Genomic DNA, 21,117 nt, shown 5'->3' on the forward strand with positions numbered 1-21,117 from the left:
CGCCTGCAGGGGCCTGCTTCGCCCGCGCCTCGCCCACCCTCTCCGCCCGCCTCCCGCCAGCCGGATCGCCCCGATGTCTACCGTCCTCTCGATCGCCTCGCTTCTTCTCGGTTCCGCGCTGCTCCTGATGGCCGGGGGGCTGCATGGCCTGCTGCTGCCGATCCGGGGCCTGGCGGAGGGCTTCTCCGACACGGCGCTCGGCATGCTCGGCGCCGGGTGGGCCGTGGGCTACGTGGCCGGCTGCATGCTGGTCCCGGTGATCGTGAAGCGCGTCGGCCATATCCGCACCTTCGGCGTGCTGGCCTCGGTGGCAGCAATCACCATGTTGCTGAACCTGCTGTTCATGACCCCGACCGTGTGGGTGCCGCTCCGGGCGGTCACGGGCTTCTGCTTCGCGGGGGCGGCGATGATCGTCGAGAGCTGGCTCAACGAGCGGGCGTCGAACCAGACCCGCGGCCGGATCTTCGGCATCTACACGATGATCAACCTCGGGGCGACGACCATCGGGCAGATGCTGCTGACCCTGGGCGATGCGACGGGTTTCGTCTTCTTCGTCGTCGGCTCGATCATCTATTCGCTGTCGCTGCTGCCGACGGCGCTGTCGACGGCCGCCACGCCGACCCCGCTGACCCAGGCCAGACTCGATCTAGGCGCGCTGTGGCGCAACTCGCCGGTCGCCGTGGTCGCGGTGCTGCTGATCGGCATCTCCAACGGCGCCTTCGGCACGCTGGGTGCCGTCTATGGCCGCAAGATCGGCCTGTCGATCAGCGACATTGCGGTGATGATGTCGCTGGCGCTGCTGATCGGGGCGATCATCCAGATCCCGGTCGGGCTGTTGTCAGACAAGGTCGACCGGCGCGCGGTGCTCGTCGGCATGGGCATCCTTGCCACCGTCACCGGCCTGGCGCTGTCGGTGGCCGACAGCATGGGACCGGTGGCCGTCATCGTGCTGGTCTCGGCCTTCGGCGGAATGATCTACTCGATGTATCCCGTCATCCTGGCGCATGCGAGCGACCACGCCGCGCCTGGCGACTTTCTCAAGACATCGGGCGGATTGCTGCTGATCTTCGGTGCCGGAACCATGGTGGGCCCCGTGGCGGCGGCGGCGCTGATGAGCGCCTCGACCCCGGGCGCGCTGTTCCATGTGACTGCGGCCGCGCATCTCGCCATGGTGCTGTTCACCGCCTGGCGCATGACGCGCCGGCCGGCCGTGCGGGTGGAAGAGAAGTCCGACTTCGTACCGGTCATCGCCACGGCGCGGTTCTCGACGCCGGAATCGGCCGTGCTTGATCCGCGTGCGGACGAGCGGGGGATCTGAGCCTCAGGCGCGGGCGCTGTCGAGGCGGGCGAGCAGGCGCTCCTTGGTGCCACGATCGCAGAAAGCGGCCTCGATGGCCGTGCGCGTGACGGCACGCTGGTCCTCGTCCGTCCAGCCGAAGGTCCTGGACACCTGGGCATATTCCCGCCCCAGCGTGGTGTGGAAGAACGGCGGATCATCGGAATTGAGCGTGACGCGCACGCCGGCGCGACGCAGCAGATTGACCGGATGGAAGCGAAGCACCGGGTAGACGCCGAGCGCGACGTTGGACCCCGGACAGACTTCAAGCACGATGCGTTCCTCGGCCAGACGCTCCACCAGCGCCTTGTTCTCGATCGCGCGCACGCCGTGCCCGATGCGCCGGACACGCAGGAAATCGAGCGCCGCCATGATGCTTTCCGGACCGCCGATTTCGCCCGCGTGCGCCGTCAGCCCGAGACCTGCCTCGCCCGCCATGCGGAAGGCCTTGGCGAAATTGGCCGGATGGCCTTCCCGCTCGTCGCCGGCCAGACCGAAGCCGGTGACCAGCGGATGCGGATTGGCGATCACCTCGCGGGCCACGCGCTCGACGGCGGCTGTGCCGAAATGGCGGACGCCGATGGCGATCATGCGCCCCTCGATGCCGGTCTCGGCCTTCGCCCGCTCGATGCCGGCCGCAAGTCCCTCGACATAGGCCTTGTAGGACAGCCCGGCAGCGGTGGCATGGTCGGGCGAGATGAAGATCTCGCCGTAGATCGCCCCTTCCGCCGCCAGCATGCGGAAATAGGTCTCCGACAGCTGCGCGTAATCGCCCGGCCGGCGGAAGACGGAACTGGCCAGATCATAGGCGGCGAGGAAGGTGGTGAAGTCGGACCAGACATACTGGCCGCGCGCGTCGATGATCGCGGAGACGTCGATCCCTTCCCGCTTTGCGATCTTCTGCACGAGCGCCGGCATCGCCGCGCCCTCGATGTGGCAATGCAGTTCCGCCTTGGGGACGTTCACCTCACCGGCCATGCCCTGCCTCAACCCCGCGCTGTGGAGGAAAACCCCGACTCAGGGCGGCAGCCGCACCGGATGCCGCGCCTCGTTCATCTGCCCTCGCCCGCGATCCGTCAAGGGCGGGCGCGCGGAGCGGTGACGGTGGACCGGTCAGGCCCGCAGGAAGCTGACCCCGTTTGGCCCGACGGCGATGCCGAGATGGTCCGCCACGGTCTCGCCGATATCCGCATAGGTCTTGCGGCCGCCGATGGCATGGCCGGCAACGCCCGGCCGCCAGCAGAGCACGGGCACGTGCTCGCGGGTGTGGTCGGTGCCACGCCAGGTCGGGTCGCAGCCGTGGTCGGCGGTGAGGATCAGGAGATCGCCCGGCAGCATCTTCGCCATGATCTCCGGCAGGCGGGCATCAAAATGCTCGAGCGCGGCCGCATAGCCCGGCACGTCGCGGCGGTGGCCATAAAGGGAATCGAAGTCGATCAGGTTGGTGAAGACCAGATCGCCGTCCTTCGCCTCGTCCATCGCCACCAGCGTCTTGTCGACGAGCTGGTCGTTGCCGGCGCCCTTCAGCACCCTGGCCACGCCCTGATGGGCGAAGATGTCTGAGATCTTGCCGACGCCGATCACCGTGCGCCCGGCCGCCGTCAGACGGTCGAGAAGGGTCGGCTCGGGCGGCAGCACCGAATAGTCGCGCCGGTTGGCCGTGCGCTCGAACGTCGCCGAGGTCTCGCCCAGGAACGGCCGGGCGATGACGCGGCCGATGTTGTACGGGTCGATCAGCCGGCGGGTGATCTCGCAGACCTGGTACAGGCGCTCAAGACCGAAATGCGTCTCGTGGGCGGCGATCTGCACCACGGAATCCGCCGAGGTGTAGAAGATCGGCTTGCCCGTGCGGATGTGCTCCTCGCCAAGCTCGGCGATGATCTCGGTGCCGGAGGCATGCTTGTCGCCGATGATGCCCGGCAGGCCGGCCTCGGCGACGATCCGGGCAATCACGTCGGCCGGGAAGGTCGGGATGGTCTCGGGGAAATAGCCCCAGTCGAAGCGCACGGGCACGCCGGCAATCTCCCAGTGACCGGACGGGGTGTCCTTGCCGTTGGAGACTTCCGCCGCATAGCCCCACAGGGCCTCCGGGATCACGTCCGTCGTGAGGCCGGGAACCGGCTGGCCCGTCGACAGCCTTGCTGCTGCGCCGAGGCCGAGACGCGACATGTTGGGCAGGGTCAGCGGTCCGGAGCGCACGCCTGCCTTGTCCCCTTCTCCGGCAGCGCAGCGGGCCGCAATGTGACCCAGCGTGTCGGAGCCTGCATCGCCAAAACGGTCGGCATCTTCTGCGCCGCCGATGCCGAAACTATCGAGCACAACGAGTATGGCGCGGGGCATTTCCTTAGTCCTTTCATCGTGAGGCGTTGGCCTCGGACGGTCTGGCGTCCTTGCGCTGCTGCTTGCACAGTTCCCCCCACCCCTAACCCCTCCCCACGAGGGGGAGGGGGACTTCCGGTGCGAGGGTTGATTGCAAAGCCACTCACCGCAGCCTGTTCCCCTCCCCCTCGTCGGGAGGGGTTAGGCGTTGGGGGGAGACCCCGGCACAGCGCCGACAGCGCAATCGCACTTTCAATTTGCATTGCGCCTACGGCGCAATGGCATCTCCGCGTTGCATTGCGCCTACGGCGCAATGGCATCTCTGTTTGCATTGCGCCTATGGCGCAATGGCAGCTCTGTTTGCATTGCGCCTATGGCGCAATGGCAGCTCTGTTTGCATTGCGCCTATGGCGCAATGCGGGCAGCCACGATCCGGTTGTCCGGGACCGCATGGGCGTCGCCGGTGACATAGGCGGCGTTGAGGGCAGCGGCTGCCTTGCGGGCCGCGTCCTCGCTGGCCGCATGGACGATGGCAATCGGGCTGTCGGCATCGACCGTATGGCCGATCCCGGCCAGCTCGGTGAAGCCGACAGACGGGTCGATGATGTCGGCAGCAGTGCGGCGGCCGCCGCCCAGCTCCACGACCGCCACGCCGACGGCGCGGGCATCAATGCCGATGACCGTGCCGGGACGCTCGGCATAGACCGGCGCGACCACCGGGGCCTTGGCGAGATAGAGTTCCGACTTCTCCAGGAAATCGGCCGGGCCACCCAGCGCAGTGACCATCTCGGCGAACTTTTCGGCCGCACGCCCGCTCTCGAAGGCAGCGCGCATCCGCTCGCAGCCCTCTTCGGCTGAGGCAGCCAGACCACCAGTTGCAAGCAGCTCGCCGCCCTGGGCGACGGTGACATCCCACAGGCGGCTGTCGATGGCCGTGCCCTTCAGGAAGTCGACGGCGTTCTGCATCTCGACGGCATTGCCGGCGGCGGAGGCCAGCGGCTCGTTCATGTCGGTGAGCAGCGCGGTGGTCTTGAGACCTGCGCCATTGGCAACGAGCACGAGGCTTTCCGCAAGCTTGCGGGCATCGTCAAGCGTCGCCATGAAGGCGCCCGTGCCCCATTTCACGTCGAGCACCAGGCCCTGCAGACCCGCCGAGAGCTTCTTCGACAGGATCGAGGCGGTGATGAGGTCGATGCTTTCCACCGTGCCTGTCACGTCACGGATGGCATAGAACCGCTTGTCCGCCGGGGCGAGGTCGCTGGTCTGGCCGATGACGGCGCAGCCGACGTCTTTCACCACCTTGCGGAACAGCTCGTTGTCCGGCTGGGTCTTGTAGCCCGGGATGCTGTCGAACTTGTCCAGCGTGCCGCCGGTGTGGCCAAGGCCACGGCCGGAGATCATCGGCACGGCCGCGCCACAGGCGGCCAGCGCCGGTGCCAGCATCAGCGAGACATTGTCGCCGACGCCGCCGGTCGAGTGCTTGTCCAGCACGGGCGCATCGACATCGGACCAGTCCAGCACGGTGCCGCTGTCACGCATCGCCAGCGTTAGCGACACGCGCTCGTCGATGGTGAGGCCACGGAAGAAGATCGCCATGGCCAGCGCCGAGACCTGCCCCTCGGTGACGCCACCGCTGGCCAGACCCTTGACGAAAAACCCGATTTCCTCGCGGCTGAGCTGGCCGCCGTCTCGCTTCTTGCGGATGATTTCCTGGGCGAGCATGTCAGTATCCTTCGCGTGCGGAACCTGTTCCGCCCTTGATCACGTCGAGAAGCGCATCGAGCAGGCCGCTGGCGCCGAAGCGGAAGGTCGCGGCCGTGGCCCAGTCGGGCCCTAGGATGCGGTCGGCCAGCGCCAGATAGGCGGCGGCATCGTCCAGCGTGCGGATGCCGCCGGCGGGCTTGAAGCCGACCGGCCGGCCGTGATCGCGGCGGGTCTCCTCGATGACGGTGAGCATGATCTCCGCCGCCTCGAGCGTGGCATTGACCTTCACCTTGCCGGTGGAGGTCTTGATGAAATCGGCCCCGGCAGCAATCGCCACCTGCGAGGCCTGATGGATGAGCAGCGGATCGCCGATCTCGCCGGTCTCCAGGATCACCTTGAGCTGGGCGGGGGCCGGGATGGCCGCCTTGACGCGGATGATCTGCTCCTCGGCAAAGCCGCGGCGGCCGGCCACGAAGGCGCGGTAGGGCATGACGAGGTCGATCTCGTCGGCCCCATCGGCGATGGCCTGCTGCGTCTCGCGGACGACAGCGGCGGTGTCATCGCCGCCGGCGGGGAAGTTCACCACCGTGGCGACCTTCACGCCGGTGCCGGCGAGGCGCGCCTTGGAGCGGGCAACGAAGGCCGGGTAGACGCAGACGGCGGCGACCTGACCCTGCGGCGTCACGGCGCGGGCGCAAAGCGCGTCGATGTCGGCATCCGTGCAGCCGTCGTTGAGGTTGGTCAGGTCAACCAGCGCCAGGGCGCGGGCGGCCAGCGCGGCAGACGCGGACTGGTCAGCCATGGGCGATCTCCTTCACGAAACCGCGCACCAGACGCTTCATGCGCTCCATGCCGAGCTTGGCGACGGACTTGGTCTCGTCATGCGACAGGCCATGGGCCTGCATGCCGGCGCCGAGATTGGTGATGATCGACATGGCAGCCACGCGCATCCCGAGGAAGCGCCCCAGGATCACCTCCGGCACGGTGGACATGCCGACCGCATCAGCGCCCAGCATGCGGGCCATGCGGATTTCGGCCGGCGTCTCGAAGGACGGGCCGGAGAACCACATGTAGATGCCTTCGGCGAGGTGCTCGCCCTCGTGCTTGGCCGCGCGGTGCATGGCGGCCCGCAGTTCCAGGTCATAGGCGGTGGTCATGTCGAGGAAGCGCTTCTCGTCTTCCTCGCCAATGAGCGGATTGAGACCGGACCAGTTGATGTGATCGGTGATCAGCATCGGATGGCCGGGGGCGACCTCCTCGCGCAGGGAGCCGGCCGCGTTGGTGGCAAACAGGATCTCGCAGCCGAGCGCCTTCAGCGTCTCGACCGGAGTGCGCATGATCGAGGGGTTGCCGCTCTCGTAGTAATGCGCCCGCCCCGACAGGATGACGACCGGAACGCCGTGCATGGTGCCAGCCACCAGTTCGCTGCCATGCGAGGACACGGTGGAGACCGGGAAACCCGGCAGCTGCGAATAGGGAATGCGCACGGCGTCCTCCAGCTCCCCGGCGAGCTCGCCGAGGCCGGAGCCGAGGATCATGCCGATGCGATAGGTGCCCGGGCGGGCGGCGCGGACAATCGCCGCGCAATCGTGACCAGAGCCGCTCATGGGTCTCATCGTCCTTATGCTCAAGGGATCAGGCCGCCGGCCGCCTCAGTCGTGAAGCGCGAAGCCGGCCGGCAGAAGTTCGTCGATGGTGAAGGTGCGGCGGATGCCGTCGAGGTTGGCGATATGGACCTTGACCGAGCCGGCGCCGAATTCCTTCAGCTTCTGGCGGCAGCCGCCGCACGGGGTGCAGAGCGCCGCGTCGGCGACCACGACCACCTCGGCAATGCGCTGCTCGCCGGCGAGGACCATGGCGGAAATCGCCCCGGCCTCGGCGCAGACACCCTCCGGATAGGCCGCGTTCTCGACGTTGCAGCCGGGCACGATGCGGCCGCCTTCGGTCAGGAGCGCGGCACCGACCTTGAAGTTGGAATAGGGGGCGTAGGCGTTTTCGCGCGCGGCCCGGGCGGCGGCGAAGAGTTCATCAACGCGGCTCATGTGCGTTCCTTCAGGTAGGGAATGCCGCTGGCCTTCGGCGGGATCGCCTTGCCGATGAAGCCGGCGAGCAGGATGACGGTGAGGACATAAGGCAGCGCCTGGAACACCTGCACCGGAACCTCGCCGATGCCGGGCAGCGGCTGGCCCTGCATGCGGATCGCCACCGCATCGAGATAGCCGAACAGCAGGCAGGCGAGCATGGCGTTGAGCGGCTTCCACTTGGCAAAGATCAGCGCGGCAAGCGCGATGAAGCCCTTGCCGGCCGTCATGTCCTTGATGAAGCCGGACGACTGGGCAATGGCGAGATAGGCGCCGGCAAAGCCGCAGAGGATGCCGCAGATGATGACCGCGCGGTAGCGCAGGAACGTCACCGAGATGCCGGCGGTGTCGACGGCGGCCGGATTTTCGCCCACGGCGCGCAGCCGCAGGCCGAAGCGGGTGCGGAACAGCACCCACCAGGTCAGCGGCACGGCGAGGAAGGCCAGATACAGCAGGATGTTGTGCCCGGAGAGAAACTCCGAATAGAAGCGGCCGATGACCGGCACGCTGGCCATCTCCTCGGCGAAGGGCAGCGTGATCTCGAGGAAGCGGCCGCCCTCGGGCAGCGACGGCGTGCGCCCGCCCTGGCCGAACCAGGCCTGCCCCAGCAGGGCCGTGAGCCCCGCCGCGAGGAAGTTGATCGCAACGCCCGAGACGATCTGGTTGCCGCGGTTGGTGATCGAGGCAAAGCCGTGCAGGAGCGACAGGCCGACGGCCACGCCGATGCCGGTCAGCAGGCCGAGCCAGGCATTGGCGGTCAGGAAGGCGACGCAGGCGGCCCCGAAGGCCGCGCCCAGCATCTTGCCCTCAAGCCCGATGTCGACGACGCCGGAGCGCTCGGAATAGAGACCCGCCAGACAGGCAAACAGCAGCGGGGTCGCCAGCCGGGCCATGCTGTCGAAGGTTGCGTAGGAGAAGAAGATATCGACCATGACCGTCTCCTCACTTGGCCGGGGTGGCGGACGCGGCGGAGGCCGGCGTGCGGGCGAAGGTGAAGATCCGCACCAGCGTGGGGCGGAACATGTACTCGAGCGCCCCGGCGAAGAGGATCACCAGACCCTGGATGACCAGGATCATGTCGCGGGTGATGGCCGGGATCTCGAAGGCCAGCTCGGCGCCACCCTGGTAGAGCATGCCGAACAGGACGGCGGCCAGCACGATGCCGACGGGATGACCGCGGCCCATCAACGCCACCGCAATGCCGACGAAGCCGTAGCCCGACACGAACTCGATCAGCAGGCGATGCTGCGAGCCCATGATCTCGTTGATCGCCATCATGCCGGCGAGGGCACCGGAAATCATCATGGCGATGATGATGATGCGGGCGGGAGAGATGCCGGCATAGACCGCTGCGGTCGCATTGGCCCCGAGGGTGCGGATGGCGTAGCCGAGGCGGGTGCGCCAGATCAGCAGCCAGACGCCGAAGGCCGACAGCAGGGCCAGGATCAGCGACAGGTTGACCGGTGCCGTGCCGAAGTCGAGGAACGGGAAGATGTCGTTCAGCATCGGCAGATGCCCGCCGGCCTCGAAGGTGCGCGTCTCCGGCTGCATCGACCCGGCCTCGCCGATGACGTTGACCAGCAGGTAGACCATCATCGAGGCGGCGATGAAGTTGAACATGATCGTGGTGATGACCACGTGGCTGCCGCGGTGCGCCTGCAGCCAGGCCGGGATGAAGGCCCAGGCCGCGCCCGCGGCGGCCGCGCAAAGGATCACGAAGGGCAGCGTCACCCACCAGGGGACAAGGGTGTCCAGCATCAGGCAGGCCGCAGCCACGCCAAGGCCGCCGACATAGGCCTGACCCTCACCACCGATGTTGAACAGCCCCGCATGGAAGGCAACGGCAACCGCCAGGCCGGTGAAGATGAAGTTGGTGGCGTAGAACAGCGTGAAGCCGATGCCCTCGCCGAAGCCGAGCGAGCCCCAGAGCAGGATCTTCACGACCTCGACCGGGTTCTCGCCGATGATGAGAACGACGAGACCCGAGACCAGGAAGGCGGCAGTCAGGTTCAGCAGTGGAATGAGGCCGAGATCGGCCCAGCGCGGCAGTTGTCCGGCACTCATGCGGCGTCTCCCTGTCAGTGTTGGGCGGCGGAGCGGGCGTCGTCGACACCGGCCATGAGCAGGCCGATCTCGCCTTCGTCCGCCGTCGGCAGGCGCTCGCCGACGATGCGGCCGTCGAACATCACCAGCACGCGGTCGGACAGGGAGCGGATCTCGTCCAGCTCCACCGACACGAGCAGGATGGCCTTGCCGGCATCGCGCAGCTCGATGATGCGCTTGTGAATGAACTCGATGGCACCGATGTCGACGCCCCGCGTCGGCTGGCCGATCAGCAGCACGGACGGGTCGCGCTCGATCTCGCGGGCGAGCACGATCTTCTGCTGGTTGCCACCGGAGAAATTGGCGGTCTTCAGCATCGGGTTGGGCGGCCGGATGTCATACTTGGCGATCTCGCCCCTGGCCGCCTCCTTGATGGCGGCAATGTTCAGGAACAGGCCCTTCGAGTAGGCCGGATCGTCGTGGTACCCGAGAATGGCGTTCTCGTATTCGGCGAAGGAGGTGACGAGACCCATGCGATGGCGGTCCTCCGGCACATGGCCGACGCTCTTGGCACGCATGCCGGCGGCATCGACGGGATGATGCGCCAGATCCAGCACCTCGCTGCCGATGGTGACGGTGCCGGACTTCGGACGGCGGATGCCGGCCAGCGTCTCCAGAAGCTCCGACTGGCCGTTGCCGGACACGCCGGCAATGCCGACGATCTCGCCGGCGCGGACCTCGAAGGAGACGTCCTTCACGACCGTGACGCCGCGCGCGTCGGTGACGGTCAGGTTCTCGACCTTGAGCACGGGCGCACCCGGCGCCGCGGTGCCCTTGTCGACCGTGAGCAGCACCCGCCGGCCGACCATCAGCTCGGCCAGCTCTTCCATGCTGGTCTCGGACGTCTTGCGCGTGGCGACGATCTCGCCGCGGCGCATGACGGAGACGGTGTCGGTGATGGCCATGATCTCGCGCAGCTTGTGCGTGATCAGGAGCACGGTCTTGCCCTGGTTCTTCAGCACCTCGAGGATGCGGAACAGGTGATCGGCCTCCGACGGGGTGAGCACGCCGGTCGGCTCGTCAAGGATCAGGACCTCGGCGCCGCGATAGAGCGCCTTGAGGATCTCGACCCGCTGCTGCAGGCCGACGGGCAGATCCCCGATCAGGGCGTCGGGATCGACCTTCAGCCCGTACTCGGCATCAAGGCGGGCGAGTTCCTTGCGGGCCTTGTCGGTCCCGCCCGACAGCAGGCCGCCGCCCTCGGCGCCCAGGATGATGTTTTCCAGCACGCTGAACGTGTCCACCAGCATGAAGTGCTGATGCACCATGCCGATGCCGAGCGAGATCGCGGTCCGGGAATCGGAGACAGTCACGACCTTGCCGTCGATCAGGATGTCGCCGCTGTCGGCCGTGTAGAAGCCGTACAGGATGGACATGAGGGTCGACTTGCCGGCCCCGTTCTCGCCGATGATGCCGTGGATGGAGCCCTTGCCCACCACGAGATCAATGTTCTTGTTGGCGTGAACGGCCCCGAAAGACTTGTTGATCTTGCGAAGCTCGATTGCAGCGGTCATGGGTGCTCCCGGGCGTCAGGCGCCAGGCGCCGGTCCGGCTGGATGTCGGGCCTGCCGGCGGCAAGGGGCTGCGGCGGCGGGACGACGGCGCGAGAAAGGGGGCGCGCCGAGGGATCGGCGCGCCCGGTCAGTGCCTGTCCGATCAGAACGGGCAGGACTTGTCGGACATGTAGTCGTGGACCTTGATGGTGCCGGAGATGATGTCGGCCTTCGCCTTGTCGACGGCAGCCTTCATCTCGGCGGTGACCAGGGCCTTGTTGTTGTCGTCCAGCGCCCAGTCCACGCCACCTTCGGCCAGACCGAGGACTTCCACGCCCGACGACCACTTGTCGTTCTTGGAGTCGGTGAAGGCCTTGTTCACGGCCACGTCGACGCGCTTCAGCATCGAGGTGAGGACCTTGCCCGGATGCAGGCCGTTCTGGTTGCTGTCCACGCCGATGCCGAGCTTGCCGGCGTCGGCCGCAGCCTGCAGCACACCGATGCCGGTGGCACCGGCTGCGTGGTAGACGACGTCCGCACCGCGGTCGAACTGGGACTTGGCGAGCTCGCCGCCCTTGACCGGGTCGTTCCAGGCCGCGCCGGTGGTGCCGGTCATGTTCTCGAACACTTCGGCATTCGGGTTGGCAGCCTTGACGCCCTGCTTGTAGCCGCAGGAGAACTTGGAGATCAGCGGGATGTCCATGCCGCCGACGAAGCCGACCTTGCCGGTCTTGGAGGCCATGGCCGCCAGGACGCCGACGAGGTAGGAGCCTTCATGCTCCTTGAAGACGATCGAGCGGACGTTCGGCAGGTCGACGACCATGTCGACGATGGCGAACTGGATGTCCGGGAACTCCTTGGCGACCTTCTCGACGGCATTGGCCTGGGAGAAGCCGATGGCGACGATCGGGCTCTGGCCGCGCTTGGCGAAGTTGCGCAGGGCCTGCTCGCGCTGGGCGTCGTTCTGGATCTCGAAATCGCGGTACTCGATGCCGGTCGCCTTCTTGAACTCCTCGGCACCCGTGTAAGCCGCCTCGTTGAACGACTTGTCGAACTTGCCGCCCAGATCGTAAAGCACCGCCGGCTTGATATCGGCCGCCTGCACTGCGCTGGACATGGCCAGGCCAGCGAAGGCCGCGCTGATCATCAGAAACTTCTTCACGCTTCAATCCTCCGACAGATGGGCCAGCCACCACGGCTGGTCCCGGTTACTACCCCTCTGGCAGCCTCTTCCCGGCGGCACGCCGCCGGAAACCGGCCCTTCAGCCCATCCGGTCCCGCAGAGCCCTTGCCAGGGTCTCGTCCGCGACCAGATCGGTAATGACGCCGGTGCGCAATGCAGCAAGCGTGGCTTCCGCCTTGCTTTCACCGCCCACGAGCGCAATCACGCGCGAACCGCGCACCTCCTCGTAATGGAGCCCTACCGCCACCTCCTCAAGGGGATTGGGAGCGGGTTTTCCATCGAGGGACACGAAACGGCCCATCAGGTCGCTGACGGCGCGCGAGCGCCGCAGGCCATCCTGGTCCGCCTTGTTGATCATGCCGCGCTGCACCAGGTGACCCTCGTTGTCGATCGACCCGATGCCCACGACGAAGACATCCGAGCGGCGCGCCCGCTCGAGCAGATCCTGCACGCTGCGCTGCCCCAGGAACGTGTCGCGTTCCTCGACGCTCTCGGCAAAATAGGGCACCGGCAGGAAATAGCCTTCTCCGCCCGTCCGTTCGGCGAGCTGCTGCACCACGTCGAACGGGTTGGCCGACAGCTTGCGCATCAGCGAGCCGGAAATGGAGATGACCGAGAGATTGGGGCGGTGAATGCGCGGCATGGCGCCAACGGCCGCCTTCAGCGTGCGCCCCATGCCGACCCCGACGCCCGTGACCTCCGGCGCGGACAGCACCGAGGCCAGATACGGACCGGCAACGGTTGCCACCGCGCGAATGGACATGGACGGATCCGACGCGCCGAGATCCGGGGCGATGATGCAGGTCGACAGGCCAAAGGCGCGGGAAATCTGCTCCTCGAGCTCGAGGCATTCGATCGGCCGGCCGTCGATCTGGAACCGGATCAGGCCTTCCTTCTGGGCGTGGGCGATGAGTCGGTGGACCTTGGCCGGAGACACCCCCAGCCGGGCAGCAATGTCGCCCTGCGTGCATCCGCCGACGAAGGACAGCCAGGCCGCCCGGATCGACAGATAGGTGGTCCAGTCCTCGTCCTGCACGACCTTTCCCCGTCTGCGGCCCTTGCCGGGCCGTCTCTCCCTGCCGGTCGCCCGGCCCACGGCCGGACACGCTCCTCAACGTGAAAATTTCTTCACCGGCTGTGAATTCTTTCACGGAGATTGCCTTCAGGAGCCGGCAACGTCAAGCGGGTAACGCGAAGGAACGCGCGGAATTTCGACTCTTTTTGCCGTGTTCGCAGGCGCCCGGATGGTTTGCCCGCAAAATTGTCACCCTGCCGCAGGGGTAGGCAGGAATTGCCGCCAGGATCAGCGCGGGCGGCGCGCAGGCGGCAGAAATTGCCGAGACGCCCGGCAAATTTTGCCTATCTCCGGAAAAAGCGCAATGCGTGCGCTCATTGTTTTGCCGTCGCTTTCCAGCCGGCTAACCTTATGGCATGCGTCTTGCTAGTCTTTTTCATGTTTCCCGGCTCACGGTTGCCGGCGGAACTGCGTCACTTTTCGGTGAGGAAAGGAATTAACCCGACTTTTAGCCGTAACAACAAAAATAACTCTTGGGGGAGGCGTGGGTCCGGCTTCGGCTGATGAAGGAGAAGAACCATGCGTCTCGCGCTGTGCACAGAACCAAAGGCCCTTGCCACCGCCATGGTTTCGGCGGTGATGCTTGGCTTGAGCACCCTTACCGCTGCGGCATTCGACAGACTGCTGCCTCCCTCGGTCGCGGCCTATGATCCCGCCAACGAGGTGGACGTCGAGCTTGTGCTTGCAGTCGACATTTCCCAATCCATGGATGAGGACGAACAGCAGGTCCAGCGGGCCGGCTATGTCGCTGCCATCACGTCGCAGGAGGTGATGGATGCAATCCGCTATGGCCCGACCGGCCGCATCGCCATCACCTATTTCGAGTGGGGCGGGGTCGGCGAGCACTTCACCGTCGCCGACTGGATGGTGATCGAGGACGAGGCCACGGCGGCCGCCTTCGCGGCCCGGATTGCCGAAGCCCCGCTGCGTCAGGTGCAGCGCACCTCCATTTTCTCCGCGCTGGAACGTGCCGCGATGCTGGTCACGGAGAACAAGTACGAAGGCATGCGCAAGGTGATCGACATTTCCGGCGACGGGCCCAACAACCAGGGCGGCGCCGTGACGGAAATGCGCGACAAGGTGATCGCCGCCGGTTTCACCATCAACGGCCTGCCGCTGATGATGAAGTCGGAATCCTCGGCCTGGCAGGCGATGCTGCATCTCGATCACTATTACGAGGATTGCGTCATCGGCGGACCGGGCGCCTTCGCCATCCCGGTGCGCTCCAAGGAGGGCTTCGCGGATGCGATCCGCATGAAGCTGGTGCTGGAAATCGCCGGACTGATGGAGAACCAGAGCATGGTCGTGCCCGCGCAGGCCCGCAAGCCCGTCAGCTGCGCCATGTTCGACTGAACCGGTCACGCAAACGCGATTTGGCGCGCCCGCCCGACCGCGTGACACTCCCCTGCAGGTGTCCCCCTTGCGCGGCACCTGCAGGAGGGCGGCATGGCGGGCAGATCCTCTCACGGCAGCGACGGGACCACCGGCATGTGGTCGGCAGCAGGGCGCGGGCCGGCCGGCCTGATCCTCGGCTTCCTCTGGCTTTGCGCGCTGCTGGCCTCGCCGCCGGTGGCCGCGCAGACGCGCGAGGAGGTGGATGTGGCGCTGGTGCTGGCCGTCGACATCTCCCACTCGATGGACACCGACGAACAGCAGGTCCAGCGCAGCGGCTACATGGCCGCCATCACCTCGCCCGAGGTGATGGCCGCGATCCGCGGCGGACTGACGGGCAGGATCGCGGTCAGCTATCTCGAATGGGCCGGCTCCGCCTCGCAGTCGGTGCTCATCGACTGGCAGATCATCGCCTCGCCCGAGGATGCCGAAAACTTCGCCAGCATCCTGGGAGAGGCTCCGATCCGGCGTGCCTACCGGACAGCCATCGGCGATGCCCTGCTGTTCTCCGCAAGACAGTTCGACACCTTGCCCGTGACGGCGATGAAGAAGGTCATCGACATCTCCGGCGACGGCCCCAACAACCAGGGCACCCTGGCCCCGGTCGCCCGCGACGAGGTGGTCGCCAAGGGCATCGTCATCAATGGGCTGCCGCTCAAGCTGAAGCTGCGCGCCGATGGCTGGGGCGACATGGAAAACCTCGACGTCTACTACGAAACCTGCGTGATCGGCGGCCCGGGCGCGTTCGTGGTGCCGGTGCGCGGGGCCGAGCGTTTCGCCGAGGCGATCCGGCGCAAGCTGGTGCTGGAGATCGCCGGACCGACCTTGCCGGCCGGCGCGCCGGAAGCGGTGAAGGTCCTGCGGGCCTCAACGGCGGTCAACCCGCTCTGTCTGGAAGGCGAACGGCGATGGGAACAGCGCAACCGCAACAACGAGCCCTGAGCCCCCTCCTCCCCAGCTTAGCAAGCCCTCCTTTGGGATGATGTACGCTCCTGCTTTGCGTTTGCCGGCTGAAATCGCTAAAGCTGTCCCGAACCAGACGGAACGGGGGCAAGGTGCCCCCTGGGACGGGAGACGACGGCATGCAGGCAAACGGCTCGGAACACCCTGTTGACGGCTCGGATGTTGACAGGCCGGTTCTGGCGCTCGTCGCGCATGACGCCAAGAAGGACGTGATTGTCGCCTTTGCCGAGCGCAACCGCGACAAGCTGTCCGGGTTTCGCCTGGTCGCCACCGGCACGACCGGCGGCCGCATCAAGGATGCCTGCCCGGAGCTTGACGTCACCCGGCTGAAGAGCGGTCCGCTCGGCGGCGACCAGCAGATCGGCGCCATGATCGCCGAAGGCCAGCTCGACGGGCTGATGTTCTTCGTCGATCCGCTCTCGCCCATGCCGCATGATGTCGACGTGAAGGCGCTGATGCGCCTCGCCCTCGTCTATGACATCCCGATGGCTCTCAACCTGTCCACCGCCGAGATCCTGCTGCGCTCGGCCCGGCTGACAGGCCTTTCGTCCACTTCGACCACGCCCCAGATTGCGGATCTCCGCCCATGAGCCTTTCCTCCTCGCGCCCGCGCGGTTTCCGTTTTCCCGTCCTGGTCGGCGACGTGGGCGGGACCAATGCCCGCTTCGCGCTGGTGATGGACGCCACGCAGCCGGCGCTGCCGCTGCCGGCGGTCGCCACCGCCGACTATCCGGACATCACCGCCGCGATCCAGGCCTCGATCGCCGAGGCCCGCGCGCCGCAGCCCCGCAGCGCGATCATCGCCGTGGCCGGGCCGGTCACCGGTGACCGGATCCCGCTGACCAACGCCCACTGGGTGGTCGAGCCGCTGCAGATGATCGACAGCCTGATGCTGGAAGACGTGGTGATCCTCAACGACTTCGAGGCGCAGGCGCTGGCGCTGCCGGGTCTGGCAGGCGCCGACATCGAGCAGATCGGCAGCGGCACGGCTCTGGCCGGGGCGTCCAAGTTCGTGCTCGGACCGGGCACGGGGCTCGGTGCGGCCGCCATGATCCATGCGGCCGACACCTGGATCCCGGTTCCGGGCGAAGGCGGCCATGTGGAGCTTGGCCCCGTCACCGACGACGACTTCCTGATCTGGCCGCATGTGGAGCGCGCCGGCGGGCGCGTCGGCGCCGAACAGCTTCTCTCCGGCACCGGCCTGCCGATGCTGGCCCGGGCCGTGGCCACCGCGCGCAAGGCCGACCGCGACTTCCGCAAGGGGGCCGAGATCACCCGTGCCGCCAGCGACGGCGATCCGGTGGCGGTGGAAACGCTGCAGGTCTTTGCCCGCTGCCTCGGCCGTGTCGCCGGCGATTTCGCCCTGACCGTGCTGGCGCGCGGCGGCGTCTACATCACCGGGGGCGTGACGTCCTACATTGCCGACTACCTGCGTGACGGCGGGTTCCGGGCGGCCTTCGAGGCCAAGGCCCCGCATGCGGGCCTGATGGCCTCGATCCCGACCTTCCTGATCCGGCATCCGAACCCGGCGCTGGAAGGGCTTGCGGCCTTTGCCCGCACGCCGGCCCTGTTCGCGGTCGGCACCGCCGGCCGGCAATGGACCCGGGCCGGGGCCCTGACCGTGCCGCACTGAGCGGGCGCAAGCCGGAAAGGCCCTTCTCCGTTGGCCGAGGCTCCTGCTCCCCTGCCGATTGATGCGGTGCTGCCGGAGCTGCTCTCCGTGCTGCAGCGCAGCTCCTCGGCCGTGCTCGTCGCCGAGCCCGGTGCCGGCAAGACGACGCGCGTGCCGCTGGCGCTTCTTACCGCCGACTGGACCGACGGCCGCCGGATCCTCGTTCTGGAACCCCGGCGGCTGGCCGCGCGTGCGGCGGCGCGGCGCATGGCGGAGACGCTGGGAGAGCCTGTCGGCGAGACGGTCGGTTACCGGGTGCGCATGGATGCCAAGGTTTCGGCCCGCACGCGCATCGAGGTGGTGACCGAGGGTGTCTTCACCCGCATGATCCTCGACGAGCCGGAACTGCCCGGCATCGCCTGCGTCCTCTTCGACGAATTCCACGAACGCTCGCTGGACGGCGACCTTGGCCTCGCGCTGGCGCTCGACGTGCAGGGCGCGCTGCGCGACGACCTGCGACTGGTGCCGATGTCGGCGACGCTGGATGCGGCCTCCGTCGCGCGGCTGCTCGGCGATGCGCCGGTGATCGAGAGCAAGGGCCGCAGCTTCCCCGTGGAGACGCGCTACCTCGGCCGCAGTCCGGACGAGCGCATCGAGCCGCAAGTGGTTCGCGCCATCCGCAAGGCGCTGGCCGAGGAAAGCGGGTCGCTGCTCGTCTTCCTGCCCGGACAGGGCGAGATCCGCCGGGTGGCGGAGATGCTGGAGGGCCAGGTCGGCCCCACGGTCCAGATTGCCCCGCTCTATGGCGCGCTCGACGGCAAGGCGCAGGATCTGGCGATCCGGCCCGCCGGACCGGGCCTGCGCAAGGTGGTGCTGGCCACTTCCATCGCCCAGACCTCGCTGACCATCGAGGGGGTGCGCGTCGTCATCGACAGCGGGCTGTCACGGGTGCCGCGCTATGAGCCGCAGACCGGGCTGACGCGACTGGAAACGGTGCGCGTCGCACGCGCCACCGCCGATCAGCGGCGCGGCCGCGCCGGGCGAACCGAACCGGGCGTCTGCTACCGGCTGTGGGACGAGGCGCAGACACAGGCGCTGGCCGCCGCCGAGCGGCCCGAGATCCTCGAGGCCGACCTCTCCTCGCTGCTGCTGGACCTGGCCGCCTGGGGCACCAGCGATCCGGCCAGCCTGAGCTTTCCCGACCAGCCTCCCGCCGCCGCCCTGCAGGAAGCACGCAGCCTGCTGCAAGGCTGTCACGCTCTGGACGGCGCCGGTCGCCTGACGCCGCATGGCAAGCGCCTCGCCCGGCTGCCGCTTGCACCGCGACTGGCGCACATGCTGGTGGAGGCCGAAGGACTGGGCCTCGGCCGGCTGGCGGCCGATGTCGCCGCGATCCTGAGCGAGCCGGGCCTCGGCGGGCAGGATGTGGACCTGCGCGAGCGGGTGCGGCGCCTCAGGGCCGACGGAAGCCCGCGCGCCCGCGACGCCCGGGCGCTGGCCACCCGCTGGCGCGATCTGGCCGGGCGGAGCCGGGGAAGCCAGGATGCGGATCTGCCCGAACAGGCCGGCGAGGTGCTGGCGCTGGCCTATCCCGAGCGCGTCGCACAGCAGCGCGGCCAGCGCGGCCGCTTCCGTCTTGCCAACGGGCGCGGCGCCGACATGCCGGAAGAGCTGGCGCTGGCCGCCGAGCCCTTCCTGGCCGTGGCCGACATCCAGGGCAAGGCTGCGAGCGGACGCATCCTGCTGGCCGCCCCGCTCGGCCTTGATGATATCGAGACGCTGTTTGTCGCCGACATCACCGAGGAAGACGAGGTGAAGCTGGAGCCCTCCGGCGCCGTGCGGGCGCGCCGGGTGCGGCGGATGCGGGCGCTGGAGCTGGCGAGCCGCCAGATCAGTGCCCCGGACCCGGCGCTGGTCACCGCCGCGCTGGTGGAGGAACTGGCGCGCCGGGGCGTCGCGCGCCTGCCCTGGAGCAACGACCAGCTGCGGCTGCGCGCCCGGGCCGGCTTTGTCCGGGCCGCCGGCGAGACCACCCTGCCCGACCTGTCGGACGCGGCGCTGGGGGCGACGATGCAGGCGTGGCTGGCCCCCTATCTCGCCGGCCGCAGCCGGGTCGGCGATGTCTCGGCCGAGGTGCTGGGCAACGCGCTGGCGGGGCTTCTGGGCTATGGCGGCGCGGCGGAGCTGGACCGGCTGGCGCCCTCGCATTTCACCGCGCCGACCGGCTCCAGCGTGCCGATCGACTACGGCTCGGAGGCCGGACCGACAATCTCGATCCGGGTGCAGGAGCTGTTCGGCCTGGCGCAGCATCCCTCGGTCGCCAATGGCCGCATTCCGCTGACGCTGGAGCTGCTGTCGCCCGCGCACCGGCCGATCCAGATCACCCGCGATCTCCCCGGTTTCTGGTCAGGCTCCTGGGCGGATGTGAAGAGCGAGATGAAGGGCCGTTATCCCAAGCATCCCTGGCCGGACGATCCGCTGAATGCCGAGGCAACGCGCCGGGCAAAACCTAGGGGAACGTGACGCTCCGGTCAATTTGTGCTGGTGCAACCGTCATCGCCACGGCGGCAGCGGCGTGATAAGACAGCGGCATGCGCCGGCCTGCCGACGCCCGGCCGCCCCGATCCGGGACGGATCAGGGCTGCGTCCGGGCCGCATTCCAACCGGGCGCCCCGTGCGACGCCCGCAACCCGGACCGTCTCGCCGGCCTCCCCCGGCCGACCGTTCCTCCCGACCCATTCCAGACGACCCGTTCCAACTGACAGGATCTGCCCCCATGACCGCGCTCGACGCAGCCAGCCTGATCGATGCCTTCACCGCTGGCGAAGGCTTCCCCGAAGCCGCGATTGCCGCCTGCCTTGCCACACCGGACGCGGCACGACCCGGACTGATGGCAATCGTCGAGGACCGGGCCAATGGCGGCACCGGCGCGCTGAGCCAGCACGACACCAAGGGCGATGCCTGCTTCGTCGCCCTGCACATCCTGGCCGAGCAGCGCGCGACCGAGGCCTTCCAGCCGCTGCTGCGGCTGTTGCAGAGCGAGACGCAGGACCTGGAATCGCTGTTCGGCGACGCCATGACCGAGACCATGGGACCAATCCTGATCGCCCTGAACCCCGGCGACTTTGCGGCTCTGGAAGCCGGCATCGCCAACCGGGCCGCCGACGCCTTTGCCCGCGACGCCATGATGGTGGCCTGGGCCCATGGCGTGCTGGCCGGCGCCGTGTCGCGCGAGCATGCGCGCGGGTTCCTCGCAAGTTTCCCGGACACGGTCCGGCCCGAGCCGGACAGCTTTCTCTGGGGCACCTATGTGGCGATTGCCGGCGATCTGGGCTTTGCCGATCTGGCACCGGTGATCGACCCGCTGTTCACCTCGGGGGCAATCGCCATGGACGAGGGCGGCTTCCGCCCGGCCGATCCGGAGGATTTCGGACATCACCTCAAGGCTGCCCGGCTGGGCGCGGAAAACGAGGCGAACCACGCGGCCTGGCTGGCGTCGAACCGCTTCTATCCGTTCGAGCACACACTGGACACGCTGCGCGACTGGTCCTGGGATGGCGACGAGGCCGAGTGGGAGGAGGTTCCCTTCCTCGCGGCTGCCGAGGACGAGACGCCGTTCGAGAAGGACTGATCCGGGGCCGCTGCCGACCCCAGCCCCAGCACCAGCACCAGCCCCAGCCCCCAGCCCCCAGCCCGGACCGGTCGCCTCGCCCGGCCCGAAATGCGCAAGCCGCCGTGAGAGACCCACGGCGGCTTGTTCTTTTGGTCTGCGATGGGGCGCAGGTGCACCAAGCCCCGGTCCGACGGGCCGGGGCCTGACTTGTCCGGACCTCTTGCCGGGTCCGGGACAAACGGA

18 protein-coding genes are annotated in these 21,117 nt (G+C 68.0%); 7 read left to right on the forward strand and 11 right to left on the reverse strand.

The annotated features are described in order from the left end of the window. Positions 1–73 precede the first annotated feature (73 nt). On the forward strand, positions 74–1,318 hold the full coding sequence (locus tag GWI72_RS13090) for an MFS transporter (RefSeq protein ID WP_161676634.1): 1,245 nt from the start codon (positions 74–76) through the stop codon (positions 1,316–1,318). 3 nt (positions 1,319–1,321) lie between these two features. On the opposite strand, the gene GWI72_RS13095 is transcribed toward GWI72_RS13090, so the two are convergent. The 11 genes from GWI72_RS13095 to GWI72_RS13145 form a co-directional block, all read right to left on the reverse strand. Beyond that, positions 1,322–2,314: an adenosine deaminase gene (locus GWI72_RS13095; RefSeq protein WP_161708871.1), complete on the reverse strand. Its 993-nt coding sequence runs from the start codon at positions 2,312–2,314 to the stop codon at positions 1,322–1,324. Positions 2,315–2,449: 135 nt separating this feature from the next. Beyond that, entirely contained in the window at positions 2,450–3,676 is a 1,227-nt protein-coding gene (locus GWI72_RS13100) for a phosphopentomutase (protein WP_161676636.1), read from the reverse strand. A 384-nt stretch (positions 3,677–4,060) separates the two neighbouring features. Then, the gene (gene deoA, locus GWI72_RS13105; protein WP_161708872.1) at positions 4,061–5,377 is read right to left on the reverse strand and encodes a thymidine phosphorylase; all 1,317 of its coding nucleotides are present in this window, start codon (positions 5,375–5,377) and stop codon (positions 4,061–4,063) included. Between the two features lies 1 nt (position 5,378). Continuing rightward, positions 5,379–6,161 (reverse strand): deoxyribose-phosphate aldolase, encoded by a 783-nt coding sequence (deoC, locus tag GWI72_RS13110; protein WP_161676638.1) that lies wholly within the window; start codon positions 6,159–6,161, stop codon positions 5,379–5,381. After that, complete coding sequence (locus tag GWI72_RS13115; protein ID WP_161708873.1) at positions 6,154–6,966, reverse strand: purine-nucleoside phosphorylase; 813 nt, start codon at positions 6,964–6,966, stop codon at positions 6,154–6,156. Before GWI72_RS13115 ends, deoC begins: the two co-directional genes overlap by 8 nt. A 45-nt stretch (positions 6,967–7,011) precedes the next feature. Continuing rightward, positions 7,012–7,401, reverse strand: coding sequence for a cytidine deaminase (cdd, locus tag GWI72_RS13120; protein WP_161676640.1), 390 nt, complete (start codon positions 7,399–7,401; stop codon positions 7,012–7,014). Further along, positions 7,398–8,372 (reverse strand): ABC transporter permease, encoded by a 975-nt coding sequence (locus GWI72_RS13125; RefSeq protein WP_161676641.1) that lies wholly within the window; start codon positions 8,370–8,372, stop codon positions 7,398–7,400. Before GWI72_RS13125 ends, cdd begins: the two co-directional genes overlap by 4 nt. A gap of 10 nt (positions 8,373–8,382) precedes the next feature. Then, positions 8,383–9,504 (reverse strand): ABC transporter permease, encoded by a 1,122-nt coding sequence (locus GWI72_RS13130; RefSeq protein ID WP_161676642.1) that lies wholly within the window; start codon positions 9,502–9,504, stop codon positions 8,383–8,385. A gap of 14 nt (positions 9,505–9,518) precedes the next feature. Further along, positions 9,519–11,057: an ABC transporter ATP-binding protein gene (locus GWI72_RS13135; protein WP_161708874.1), complete on the reverse strand. Its 1,539-nt coding sequence runs from the start codon at positions 11,055–11,057 to the stop codon at positions 9,519–9,521. Positions 11,058–11,199: 142 nt separating this feature from the next. Continuing rightward, positions 11,200–12,183 carry a BMP family lipoprotein gene (locus tag GWI72_RS13140; protein WP_179956184.1) on the reverse strand — a complete coding sequence of 328 codons (984 nt, stop codon included), beginning with the start codon at positions 12,181–12,183 and terminating at the stop codon, positions 11,200–11,202. 115 nt (positions 12,184–12,298) lie between these two features. Then, the gene (locus tag GWI72_RS13145; protein ID WP_208995848.1) at positions 12,299–13,255 is read right to left on the reverse strand and encodes a sugar-binding transcriptional regulator; all 957 of its coding nucleotides are present in this window, start codon (positions 13,253–13,255) and stop codon (positions 12,299–12,301) included. 558 nt (positions 13,256–13,813) lie between these two features. Here GWI72_RS13145 and GWI72_RS13150 point away from each other — a divergent pair. From GWI72_RS13150 to GWI72_RS13175, 6 genes are all read left to right on the forward strand, one after another. Then, positions 13,814–14,647 (forward strand): DUF1194 domain-containing protein, encoded by an 834-nt coding sequence (locus GWI72_RS13150; RefSeq protein WP_208995849.1) that lies wholly within the window; start codon positions 13,814–13,816, stop codon positions 14,645–14,647. A gap of 93 nt (positions 14,648–14,740) precedes the next feature. Continuing rightward, positions 14,741–15,628 (forward strand): DUF1194 domain-containing protein, encoded by an 888-nt coding sequence (locus tag GWI72_RS13155; RefSeq protein WP_244314239.1) that lies wholly within the window; start codon positions 14,741–14,743, stop codon positions 15,626–15,628. Between the two features lie 140 nt (positions 15,629–15,768). Beyond that, positions 15,769–16,239, forward strand: a complete 471-nt coding sequence (locus GWI72_RS13160) for a methylglyoxal synthase (protein ID WP_161676645.1) — start codon at positions 15,769–15,771, stop codon at positions 16,237–16,239. Beyond that, complete coding sequence (gene glk / locus GWI72_RS13165) at positions 16,236–17,282, forward strand: glucokinase (protein ID WP_161708875.1); 1,047 nt, start codon at positions 16,236–16,238, stop codon at positions 17,280–17,282. Before GWI72_RS13160 ends, glk begins: the two co-directional genes overlap by 4 nt. Positions 17,283–17,312: 30 nt before the next feature. Continuing rightward, complete coding sequence (gene hrpB / locus GWI72_RS13170) at positions 17,313–19,784, forward strand: ATP-dependent helicase HrpB (protein ID WP_161708876.1); 2,472 nt, start codon at positions 17,313–17,315, stop codon at positions 19,782–19,784. Positions 19,785–20,037: 253 nt separating this feature from the next. Further along, on the forward strand, positions 20,038–20,892 hold the full coding sequence (locus GWI72_RS13175) for a DUF1186 domain-containing protein (RefSeq protein ID WP_161708877.1): 855 nt from the start codon (positions 20,038–20,040) through the stop codon (positions 20,890–20,892). Positions 20,893–21,117 lie beyond the last annotated feature (225 nt).

The organism is Pannonibacter sp. XCT-53 (assembly GCF_009915765.1).
Classification (GTDB): Bacteria; Pseudomonadota; Alphaproteobacteria; order Rhizobiales; family Stappiaceae; genus Pannonibacter; species Pannonibacter tanglangensis.

Coding starts and splice junctions, on each gene's coding strand:
- GWI72_RS13090 (WP_161676634.1), top strand. CDS start 74: ATGTCTACCGTCCTCTCGATCGCCTCGCTTCTTCTCGGTTCCGCGCTG.
- GWI72_RS13095 (WP_161708871.1), bottom strand. CDS start 2,314: ATGGCCGGTGAGGTGAACGTCCCCAAGGCGGAACTGCATTGCCACATC.
- GWI72_RS13100 (WP_161676636.1), bottom strand. CDS start 3,676: ATGCCCCGCGCCATACTCGTTGTGCTCGATAGTTTCGGCATCGGCGGC.
- deoA (WP_161708872.1), bottom strand. CDS start 5,377: ATGCTCGCCCAGGAAATCATCCGCAAGAAGCGAGACGGCGGCCAGCTC.
- deoC (WP_161676638.1), bottom strand. CDS start 6,161: ATGGCTGACCAGTCCGCGTCTGCCGCGCTGGCCGCCCGCGCCCTGGCG.
- GWI72_RS13115 (WP_161708873.1), bottom strand. CDS start 6,966: ATGAGCGGCTCTGGTCACGATTGCGCGGCGATTGTCCGCGCCGCCCGC.
- cdd (WP_161676640.1), bottom strand. CDS start 7,401: ATGAGCCGCGTTGATGAACTCTTCGCCGCCGCCCGGGCCGCGCGCGAA.
- GWI72_RS13125 (WP_161676641.1), bottom strand. CDS start 8,372: ATGGTCGATATCTTCTTCTCCTACGCAACCTTCGACAGCATGGCCCGG.
- GWI72_RS13130 (WP_161676642.1), bottom strand. CDS start 9,504: ATGAGTGCCGGACAACTGCCGCGCTGGGCCGATCTCGGCCTCATTCCA.
- GWI72_RS13135 (WP_161708874.1), bottom strand. CDS start 11,057: ATGACCGCTGCAATCGAGCTTCGCAAGATCAACAAGTCTTTCGGGGCC.
- GWI72_RS13140 (WP_179956184.1), bottom strand. CDS start 12,183: ATGATCAGCGCGGCCTTCGCTGGCCTGGCCATGTCCAGCGCAGTGCAG.
- GWI72_RS13150 (WP_208995849.1), top strand. CDS start 13,814: ATGCGTCTCGCGCTGTGCACAGAACCAAAGGCCCTTGCCACCGCCATG.
- GWI72_RS13155 (WP_244314239.1), top strand. CDS start 14,741: ATGGCGGGCAGATCCTCTCACGGCAGCGACGGGACCACCGGCATGTGG.
- GWI72_RS13160 (WP_161676645.1), top strand. CDS start 15,769: ATGCAGGCAAACGGCTCGGAACACCCTGTTGACGGCTCGGATGTTGAC.
- glk (WP_161708875.1), top strand. CDS start 16,236: ATGAGCCTTTCCTCCTCGCGCCCGCGCGGTTTCCGTTTTCCCGTCCTG.
- GWI72_RS13175 (WP_161708877.1), top strand. CDS start 20,038: ATGACCGCGCTCGACGCAGCCAGCCTGATCGATGCCTTCACCGCTGGC.